Here is a 10,323-nt window from a genome sequence, read left to right as displayed (position 1 = left end):
AACCTTGTAAATACAAGGTTTCTTGTTTCTATGTCTATCTATCGTTTATACATAATTTTATACATCGTTGATATAGCGGGAATTCTAGTGATTCCCGCTATTCTTTTTTTGCATAAAATCTTGTATAAATAAAAAAGATTTTGATGTTATTATCGAGAAGTAATACATGTTAGTGTTAAAATCAGAATGTATTTCGAAATTAAATCGTTTTTAAAATCGGTTGTCATATCGGTTGCGAGTGTATTCCGGTTTTGATTGGAATGTTGATTTAATCATGTTTTGTGAGTGAAAAAGGTATTCCGTTTTTGGGGGAGGAATGAAAATTGGAACTAAAATCGGAAATGCATACACCGAAAATTGTTGCGGATTTTTTAGGGGTTACACCCGATTTACTAAAGGTATGGTCAAACGAATTTAACATACAAACGGAGCGAAGCCAGGGAGGGCATCGCAGATACTCAAAAGAAAATATAGAAGAATTAAAAGCAATAAAAGAAAAAATACAAGCTCAAAAATGGTCTTACGATCAAGTTCGAGCATGGCGAAATGGAGAACTTGATTCGTTTGTTTCAAAAGAAGAAAAATCAGAATTAGAAAAGAAATTGAATGAAGTATTAGAAAATCAGCAGTTACAAAATCAATTTAATCAAGCGCTTGTTCAAAAATTACAAGAAATTACGAATGAATTGGTTACGACAAAAGAGTATTTAGCGAATACGGAGAAAAAGTTAACTGAAGTAGAAGGTAAAAATAGTGAATTAGAAGTTTTTATAGAGAAGAAGTTAGAGAAGCGAGATCAGTTATTGCTTGAAAATATTAGAGATATGCAGAAGCAAAATCAGAAACAAAAACGGAAAGGTTTTTTCGATTTGTTTAAAAATTAAATATGATTGATATCTTTGTAGGGTTCTAATGTCGGAAAAAGAAGAATAGAAATATAACATATATATAATAAGGGAATGCAGTACAGATCAGCATACAAGCATTCCCTTGCTATAATTATGTTGTATAATTAGTGTAATTTTATTAGGAGGTAATAATCAATGAAAGACATTTATGAATTATTAAATTTAGTAATTGATGATTAAGAAATATTTATAGATTACTTAGAAGTTACCGAATCAGAAAAAAATCAAGTAAAAAATGAATTATTGAAAATATTAATGGACAATAATGATAGTAATTAATATTTATAATTTGTTTGATTTAAATAAGATAAAACTACAAATGCTGATAATTATAAAGGATATTAAACAAAGAAATGGGATAGTAATAAAATCAAACCAATTTAAGTAATCTCCAGTACATGGTATTCTGCCGCATGTTGATGTATTTGATAAATATGGTACTTTTTGTATTAAATAATGATAAGTTGATATAGATATTCCAATAATAGAAAGAATTAAGCTATAAATGCTTATTTTATAATCTTTTTTTACAATTGCAATTCCTAATAAAATAACTAATGGATACATAAAGATACGTTGATACCAACATAGACTACAAGGTTCATATTTCATGATTTCAGAAAAATATAAACTTCCACTTGTTGCAATAAATGATGTTGCCCATGCTATAAATAAGATATTGTCTAATTTATTGGCTGTATTCATTTTTTCTCCTATTTACTTTTTATTTTTGTTAAACCATTCCTTAAATTCTTCTTCTTTATATTCTCCTTCAATACGATCTATTTCTTTTCCATTTTTATAATGAATTATAGTTGGTGTTCCTTCAATTTTAAATTGATTCCATCCATTAGGCTCTTTTTCTAAGTTTAAGACATCCATATTTATATTTAGTTTTTTTGTCATAGGAACGACTATAGGAGAGACTTTTTTACAGTAATGACAATTTGTTTGATAGAAATAAACGAATTTTTCATCTTGTTTTAGAATATTATTTTGTAATTCATTTGTTTTGATTTCGTTTTGATAGTAGTTTGTAGTACTTTTTTTGGAGTCTTTTTTTGTTGTTATTAAAAATATTAAAACTAAAATTGACATTGTGATAAGAATAAATATAAGGATTTTTTTCATTTTTTCTCCCTTTTGGTTGTTTTTAAAAGAATAGAAACGCTTGCTTTTATTTATTTTTATATTATAATTATCTACAGATTATCCTGAAATTGTAAAAAAACGATTGTTCAAACGTATTATATGGATTTTTTGTTGTTTAATATGTGAATTTTAAAATTTATCTTTATTTTAATTTATTAATCTATAAATGTAAATCATTGACTCTTTTGGAGAATTGTGTTAATTTTGTTTTTGTGCTAGTTATAACTAGTAAAATATTTTAGAGGAATGAGGAGATTTTATGTCACGTAAGGGGTTTTTAGGTAAGGGGATATTATCTTTAGGTTTATGTGGTGCGGTATTAGTTTCACCAATGACAAGTTTTGCAGCAGAAGAAAAAACATCTTCTTCACCAAATATAATTTATACAGAACATGGTTTTACAACTATTGAATCTGGGGAACAACGTGTTATTAGTGAAAATACACCAATGCCACGTTCAGGTGTATGTCTTGATGTAGATGGTGGAAAGTGGTGTAAAGGTCAAAATATGAATTGGAAGTTGAATTTATCTCAATATTCCGATTATAGACATAGTTCTCGAACACATAAAGCAACAGCTATGGCTAATGGTAATTATAAGTATAGTGGATGGGTAAAGGCAGGGACACCAGCCATTGCTGAAACATTATATTATTCTAAATTAAGTACTTATAGATCATATTATGATGTTCAATAGTTTGTTTGCAATTTAATTAGATTGAAAGATAAAGGGAGTATAAAAAGGGCTTGATTAATAATGTCCTTTTTCTCCCTTTTTTATTGTTTCAATAATTATAATTAATTCAAAGAGAGAGAGTATATATGAAAAGATTTTTGTTTATTTTATACATGGTTATTTTTTCTTTTTCAATATATATATATATTGATTTGATTTCTAGTAAACAAGAGGCTTCAATGAAAAAATCAGGAAAAGAAGATAGTTTTGTTATGACTATTAATGAAAACGCTTTGAAAATTGATTCAGAGAAGTTTTTATCATTATTATTTAAGGTTTCTGATGATTATAATGCAAATGTATTCAAATCTATTTATTCGGAAAAAAAATCAGTAGAATATGTTTATTTTACACATGATATAGATCTTTATTTTAAACCGTTTTTGCTGTTAGATGGAGTATTTCCAGATAATAAATCTGATGAATTTAATATTTCTACATCAAAGGATAAAAGTGTAACAGGTGAAATATTTTCTTATAAGGAAGAAAGTGATTTTAGTATTAAACCATTCAAATCGTTTCCTAAAGATAGATCAGTTGCCGGTGATTATATAGTTTCTTTAAAAGATAATAGTGAAATCGATTTTTTTATAGATAGATTACAGAGAGAGTTAGGCATAAAAATTAATTATTTTAGTTATGAGTATAACTCCGTTATTGATACATCATCTTGGTTAAAAATTATTCCTATTATTTTATTGTATGTTTTATCATTATTTATGATTATTTATTATTATTTTTTAGAATATAAAAATTCTGCTATTAGATTATTAAATGGTTATACACCTTTGAATATCTGGAAAAAATATTTTCTACAAATATTAAAATTGTATTTCTCAACTTTAATTATTTCTACTACTGTTGTTATGATTTTTATGATAATGAAAAAAATATTATTTAATTTATATTGGTTTAATACAATTATTGATTATTTGTTTTACCAATTTACAATTGGAATAATAGTTTGTTTTATTATGTCTCTTTTTTTTGCAAGAGTTGGAAACATTTCAATTTCTGTAAGTATAAAAAATAAAAAACCTTTAAAACAAATGCAAATTGTAAATGGTTTCGTGAAACTAATTTTTTCAGTAATTATATTATATTTACTTTTTGTTTCTTACAGTGCTTTTTTAGATTCCTATCGATATTATTATAAAAACGCAAATGAATGGAAACAAATGAAATCATATGGAGTTATGCCTACTAAAGCTCCTTTACCAAGTGGTGATAATCCTGAAACATTACTTGAAATTTTCGACAAAAAACACAAGTTATTCGAGTATACAAATGATAGGGGCGCCATTTTAGTACGATTTTCTGATATTTACAGAGCAAAACAGAATGGAAGAGAAGTTGAAGTTGATTCTGTTTATGAAGAAAAAACAATACTTATAAATAATAATTATTTAAAATTAAACCCAGTATATGGGGTGGACGAAAAGTTAATCGATATTAAAGAAGATGATGATAGCCTTACGGTGTTAGTCCCGGAAAAGTATAAAAAAGAAGAACAAGAATTAAGAAAATATTTCGAAGAAGAATATCATTTTCAAAAGTATGAAGTTAAAAATGAGTTTTTAAAAGAGGCTGGTAAAGAACTTCCTTTTAAAGAGAATATAGGGATAAATATAATTTGGATAAAGAATAATCAATCATTCTTCACTTTTTCTAATGATATCGCAACAGATACTAATAATCGTTTTTATGATGGTATTGCGATGGTATTAACTAATGCAAATGGTAATGAGGCTGCATGGTATGATACTGTTGTTGGAAATGATAGTTATTTTATAAAATTATCGGATAAAGAAGTACCATATAATACTATCAAGGATCAAATTAAAAATTTAGAATTACAAGAATATTATCCAGTACTTTATAATGCCTATGATCTTATTGAAGGTAGAATTCAAATGCATGTGGAAAGAGCATATCAATTTTTAATTGTTTTAGTTGTTGTTTTGTTAGGTTATTTGTTTATAAGTATGTTTACAACATTAAATTATTTAGAACAATATAAACTGAAACATACTATTAAGATAATACATGGTTATTCTTATTTTAAAAGACATAAGTTATATTTGATGTTTACTAATTTTGTTTGGTTTGTTTCAATATTGATTTTATGTATATTAGAGAAGTTTGATTTTATATATCTTGTCTTTGGTATCCTTTTTTTAGAGAATCTATTTATTTATTTATTGATTAAGAAAAGTGAACAAAAGAAAATGGTACAAATTATAAAAGAGGGTTGAGTACATGAAAGAAGAAATAGGAATTAAATTAGAGAACATTACCAAAAAGTATGGAGATCAATATATTTTTAAAGATTTTAATGTTAGTGTTTATAATAATGAGTTCGTTGGCATTATGGGGAAAAGTGGTACAGGAAAATCTACATTACTTAATATAATTGGGTTATTAGATGAACCGGATAGTGGTAAAGTTATTATTCAAGGAGACGATAATCCTTATAAGAATAGAAAAAAGTTTTTTAGAAATAAGTTAGGTTATATATTTCAAAATTATGCTTTAATGGATACTGAAACAGTTGATGTAAATTTGGAAGTTGCACTTGAATTTCAGAAAATCTCTAAAAAAGAGAAAAAGATTTTAATGGAAGATGCATTAAAACAAGTTGGGCTATCTTGTTCTTTAAAAACTAAAGTGTATACTTTAAGTGGTGGTGAACAACAAAGACTTGCATTAGCTAGAATTTTATTGAAAAAATGTGATGTTATTTTGGCTGATGAGCCTACAGGATCTCTTGATAGAGAGAATCGTGATCAAGTAATTAAATTGTTAAAGAAGCTTCATAATGAAGGAAAAACTATTATTGTTGTTACTCATGATATTGATTTGCAAAATTCATTTTCTAGAATAATTAATTTGGGTTAGTATTAGTTATTTTAAATAAACAGCAAAAAAATTGATATGTTTTTTGGCTGTTTTTTTTTTGTTTATTAAAATCTAGAGGATTTATAAAAGAATTAAAAAGGGTTAGTGAGGAACTAGATCAGAGATAGTTGCTTGTGTTGGTCAATCAAAACGGACTTAGCAAAGCGAAGGGAGTATTTGACTTGACCAACTGGACTACACCCGAACCCTCTTGGTATTGAACAAACAACCGTTTGTTCCTGCCAACCGGCGAGGGAGCCCCTCAAGGATTGAGGGGTTGGGGAGTTTGATTGAGGGGGTCTGGGGAAGAGTTCCCCAGTGGGTTTGGGCAACGCCCAAGGTTTTGTTTTGCCACGTAGCAAGTGGCTCGGCAGAGCCGAAGAGCGTCGCAGACCCCTATCTGTTTTGATGCGAAAGCGTCAAAACACGTATAGGGTTACTCTAATTGACTCCATTTCGTCGCTTTGCTAGACTTATGGTATCAATTAATCTAGGGGAAGTGGTGGCATTTTATGTTGGGGTCTATCTCATTTAATCAATCTCACCAAAGTTCATTGAGCCACAATAACAGAGAAAACATGCATGGAAATCCTGGTATAGATCTATCCAGGTCAGAGGAGAATATTTACTTTGTTCAAAAGGACATCCGAAGTGTATACAAGGATATCTTTCAAAAAGCGTTGGACAAGTATAACGAGAAACAAAAACGGAATGACCGTAAGATTGATGATTACTATGACAAAATACATAAAGACGATAAGACGCATGAGCAACGAGAACTCGTTGTAGCGATTGGGGAAGGTAAAGACGACCCAATGTATAGAGAGGCGAAAAAAGAAGCACTGAAGCGCTATGCTGAGGCGTTTCAAGAGCGAAATCCAAATCTAGTAGTTTATAACATGGTTTTACATGATGATGAAGCCAATCCACATTTACATATTAATTATGTACCAAATTTCGAAAGTAGTCGAGGATTAACGAGGCGTGTCGGAATGGATAGAGCTTTGCAACAACAAGGTGTAGAAGGAACGGGAAGAAAGTTAATTGCACATTGGAGAGAATTAGAAACGGCCTATATTGAGCAATTAGCGAAAGAACACATTCCGAATTTTGAACGTGCCAATGTAGGTTCACATAAATACATGAAAGTCCGTCAATACAAGGAATATGCAGAAACAAAATCAATTGTTGAGAATCAAGTACAAGAAAAAGAAACGCAGTTACAAACGATTGACCATCATTTAAAAAATGTTGAAGAGAAAACAAACGAATTACAAGTAGCGAAAAAGAGTTTGGAAAGTGATGTCGTTGATAAGTACAAAGAATTAGAGATAGTGAAACAAGAAGTAGAGAGTGAAAGTGAAAAGCTACAGCTAATTGGCCAGCGTCATGTAGAGTTAGAAAAAAGAGTAAAACAAATGCAAAAAGAATTAGATAGTGCTACAGATCAAGTGCCAAATGAACCTGTTAAAATTCCATTTTTACGTAAAGAAGTAGTAGTAGAAGTACAGGATAAAATGTTTGGAAAAGCTGAGATCACGAAAAAACAGACAAGAAATTATGTGTTATCACCAGAACAATATCAAGAAGTAACAAAGCAAGTGAATGCAGCTGTCATTATTAAAAAAGATTATGAGCGTTTGAGAGAAACAGATTTTGTGAAAGAGAATGTAAGTTTAAAAGTTCATGCAGAGGGATGGATGAAAGAGAATCGAACGTTGAAACAAGAAAAAAGTCAGTTACAAAAAGAAGTTGGTGTATTAAATAGAGAAATAAGCTCGTTAAAGGTTCATATAAAGGATTTACAGGCAAACATAAGGGTTTTATATCAACAGACAAAAAAAGTCTTTAAAGAGAAATTTAAGGCGTTTAGGGGGCTTATTAAAGAAAATTTGGATAGAAAGGGAATTAATAATTATTTTGAGAATGAACATAAGAAAGAAATTAATAAACCTAGGGGATTTGATATGGAACGGTAAACCAGGTTATTGAAAACGTGATAGAATGAAAAAAAGAGCCATGCGGGAACATGACTCTTTTCATAGGGTATTCTACGAAAATACCTAGAATTCAATTATCTGATTATAGATTATCATAATTTGATTTATAATCAAATAGCAAAAAATAGGTGTTTTTGTTGATTCCCTCAATTAAGGAGGAATTAACTTAGATATGACAAAAAAAATTATTGATTTTGGACAAGCTGACAAAAAGGCAAAAGAAAGAGATAGTAAAATTAATAGCATTTATGAAAAGCTTGAAGGTAGTGGTGGACTTTCTGAAGAAGAAAGAGTCATTATGCTACAAGTATTAAGTAAAATGTCTGGTGGAGAAGAGTATTTTATAGGGAAGAAGAAAAAACCTACAGATCGGGTGAGATTTGTCCAAATGATTACAGAGAATATTGATTATTTATGTGAAATTGGCTATTTAACTCAACCAGAAAAGGCATTTTTATTTGATATTTCAAGATTTCTAGAATTTAAATCAAATGTCATTGTTGAAAAAAATGAAGAAGATGATATAAAACCGAATACGGCATCTCCTAGTTATTTAGCTAAGAAATTAGGGAAAACAAGGACTTCTATTTCAAAAATAATGAATGAATTGCTTGAAAAAGGGGTTTTAGGAGTTGCAGAAACAGGTGTAATAACTGAAGATGGAAGGACTTGTTCAGCAAGAACTTGGTTTGTTAACCCCAATATATTATGTAATTCACCTAAAGATGATATTGATAGAGCAACTCAACAAATTTTTTCAAAAGCGCTACGCAATATCAAAATTGAAGGTAATAAGAAAAAACATAAACTACCAATTTATTTATTTTAGATGTCGATTTTATATTGACATCTTTTTTTATGTGTGTTTTTACATTTTTTAGGTGTTAAAAAAAATTAACACAGGTGTTAAAAAAAATTAACACCTCATGTCTTATAAACCCTTGATATTACTGACTTTCTTTACTTTGCTCTTCTCACTCTTATATATAGGGCTAAAAGTTCCGCAAGGAACAGGTAGTATTTTTGAGCAAATAACGCTCAAAAATCTCCACCTTCAGAAAAAGAAAAGTCGGTTCGTTAATCCTCACCTAAAGGCTATTGCCTTTTCTTTTTTTTTTGTCCTTGCGGAACTTTTTTCGGCTGATTTTTAGCTTTCGCCAAGCCGAACAGACCAAAAACGGGGTTAAGTTGCTCGACTTGGATCAGCAATTGTACCAGCCGAACCGCCTGTTCTTCCGCTCAAGGGATTCTTCTTTTTCTATATGGAATCAACGCTATGTGGGGGTTCGCCCCCACACGACGAGCCAGCACTCACACCCAAAAACAGGGGAAAATAGCATGATAAAACATTTTTACACTCTAGAATTACACTATTATAAAGAAATTTGGTAGTCTTTAATTAGCCTTTAACTTAACCTTAAATTTAAGGGAGATGTATAGATGAACCTCGGTAAACAGATACAATATTTTCGTAAACGGGATAATATGTCTCAAGAAAAGCTAGCAGAAAAAATTCATGTTTCCAGACAATCTATTTCTAACTGAGAAAATGAAAGAAACTATCCAGATATTCATAATTTATTAATGATGAGTATTCTTTTTAATGTCTCCCTAGATGATTTAGTTAAAGGAGATGTAAAAATCATGAAAGAAAAACTTCAAAAATCAATTTTCCTTAAGTGGAGTTATATCATGTTAGTATTAATGATTATACTTCCTATTTCTCTTGTACCTGTATGTTACTTTTTTGGTTATTATGGTTTTATAACACTTTTGGTACTTTCTATTTTTCTTATGTTTGCATCATTGAAAGTTGAAAATATAAAGAAAGAGCATAATTTAAAAACTTATCGTGAAATAGTTGATTTTATAGAGGGAAAACCTGTAAGTAAAATAAAGGTTGATAAAAAAAATAAATTATTAAAAACAAGTTTGATTCTTTCAATTCCTTTAATCAGTTATATTCTGGTTTATTTAGGAATGACTGCGTTTGGAATATAATTTAGAAACATTGTTTTTAGAAAACTATTAAAAGTCCTCCAGATTGTTTAACTGGAGGACTTTTCTGTTTACATAATTTACGTTATCAGAAGTTGATCAACATCAGTTTATTCGTCTTATGAAATAAAAAACTAAGGAAGATAAAATAATTGGAAGACTAAAATTAATAAAAAGCATTGTGTAGTGAAATAAATATCCTCCATATAATCCTATGCTCATTAAATATGCATAGGAAAAACCTAATAATATAAACAAGGGAATCCCAATACTTAATTTATAACTTTTTTTTATTTTTCTATAAGAAAATTCTCCTAGTAGACAGCCTATAAGTACAGGTATACTCCCGTACATAATGTAAAGAAGAGCTATCGCCAAGGGGGAACCCGATGCGTCCATACCTTCAGGGTCTATTATAAATAGCAAGCTAGATGTAAATATAGAAAAAAATATGAGACATGCTAAATAACTAAATATAAATTTTTTCATTTTTATCCCCCAAATAATTTATAATGATATCTTCATTGTATGATAGTTACCCTTACTTAATATAGATAAAATGTAATATGTATATCGTATTCATGTGAGGTTAACATAACGTCCTATTATCGGTAGCAAATATTTTGATAGA

Annotated in this window: 9 protein-coding genes and 1 pseudogene; 7 read left to right on the top strand and 3 right to left on the bottom strand. The window is 29.1% G+C overall.

Features of this window, described 5'->3' with window-relative positions; translation table 11 throughout:
- Window positions 1–323 precede the first annotated feature (323 nt).
- Window positions 324–884 carry a MerR family transcriptional regulator gene (locus MHB76_RS26230; protein WP_335696002.1) on the top strand — a complete coding sequence of 187 codons (561 nt, stop codon included), beginning with the start codon at window positions 324–326 and terminating at the stop codon, window positions 882–884.
- A gap of 306 nt (window positions 885–1,190) precedes the next feature.
- Here MHB76_RS26230 and MHB76_RS26225 read toward each other — a convergent pair whose 3' ends face one another.
- Both MHB76_RS26225 and MHB76_RS26220 read right to left on the bottom strand, forming a co-directional pair.
- Window positions 1,191–1,613 carry a disulfide oxidoreductase gene (locus MHB76_RS26225; RefSeq protein WP_340805071.1) on the bottom strand — a complete coding sequence of 141 codons (423 nt, stop codon included), beginning with the start codon at window positions 1,611–1,613 and terminating at the stop codon, window positions 1,191–1,193.
- A gap of 12 nt (window positions 1,614–1,625) precedes the next feature.
- Window positions 1,626–2,039: a thioredoxin family protein gene (locus MHB76_RS26220; RefSeq protein WP_340805073.1), complete on the bottom strand. Its 414-nt coding sequence runs from the start codon at window positions 2,037–2,039 to the stop codon at window positions 1,626–1,628.
- 280 nt (window positions 2,040–2,319) lie between these two features.
- Here MHB76_RS26220 and MHB76_RS26215 point away from each other — a divergent pair, with 280 nt between their 5' ends.
- From MHB76_RS26215 to MHB76_RS26380, 6 genes and pseudogenes are all read left to right on the top strand, one after another.
- Complete coding sequence (locus MHB76_RS26215; protein WP_340805076.1) at window positions 2,320–2,757, top strand: lactococcin 972 family bacteriocin; 438 nt, start codon at window positions 2,320–2,322, stop codon at window positions 2,755–2,757.
- A 125-nt stretch (window positions 2,758–2,882) separates the two neighbouring features.
- Window positions 2,883–5,051: a DUF1430 domain-containing protein gene (locus MHB76_RS26210; RefSeq protein ID WP_340805078.1), complete on the top strand. Its 2,169-nt coding sequence runs from the start codon at window positions 2,883–2,885 to the stop codon at window positions 5,049–5,051.
- Window positions 5,052–5,055: 4 nt separating this feature from the next.
- Window positions 5,056–5,694 (top strand): putative bacteriocin export ABC transporter, encoded by a 639-nt coding sequence (locus MHB76_RS26205; protein ID WP_340805080.1) that lies wholly within the window; start codon window positions 5,056–5,058, stop codon window positions 5,692–5,694.
- A gap of 512 nt (window positions 5,695–6,206) precedes the next feature.
- Complete coding sequence (locus MHB76_RS26200; RefSeq protein WP_335470072.1) at window positions 6,207–7,673, top strand: plasmid recombination protein; 1,467 nt, start codon at window positions 6,207–6,209, stop codon at window positions 7,671–7,673.
- Between the two features lie 193 nt (window positions 7,674–7,866).
- Window positions 7,867–8,523 (top strand): MarR family transcriptional regulator, encoded by a 657-nt coding sequence (locus MHB76_RS26195; protein ID WP_000162377.1) that lies wholly within the window; start codon window positions 7,867–7,869, stop codon window positions 8,521–8,523.
- A gap of 611 nt (window positions 8,524–9,134) precedes the next feature.
- Window positions 9,135–9,695: pseudogene (locus tag MHB76_RS26380) on the top strand (helix-turn-helix domain-containing protein).
- A 102-nt stretch (window positions 9,696–9,797) separates the two neighbouring features.
- Here the strand turns inward: MHB76_RS26380 and MHB76_RS26180 are convergent.
- Entirely contained in the window at window positions 9,798–10,181 is a 384-nt protein-coding gene (locus MHB76_RS26180) for a hypothetical protein (protein ID WP_159147002.1), read from the bottom strand.
- Between the last annotated feature and the right edge of the window lie 142 nt (window positions 10,182–10,323).

Source organism: Bacillus sp. FSL M7-1345 (genome assembly GCF_038006985.1).
In the GTDB taxonomy this organism is placed as follows: Bacteria; Bacillota; Bacilli; order Bacillales; family Bacillaceae_G; genus Bacillus_A; species Bacillus_A cereus_U.
This window is presented reverse-complemented; position numbering and strand designations above follow the sequence as displayed.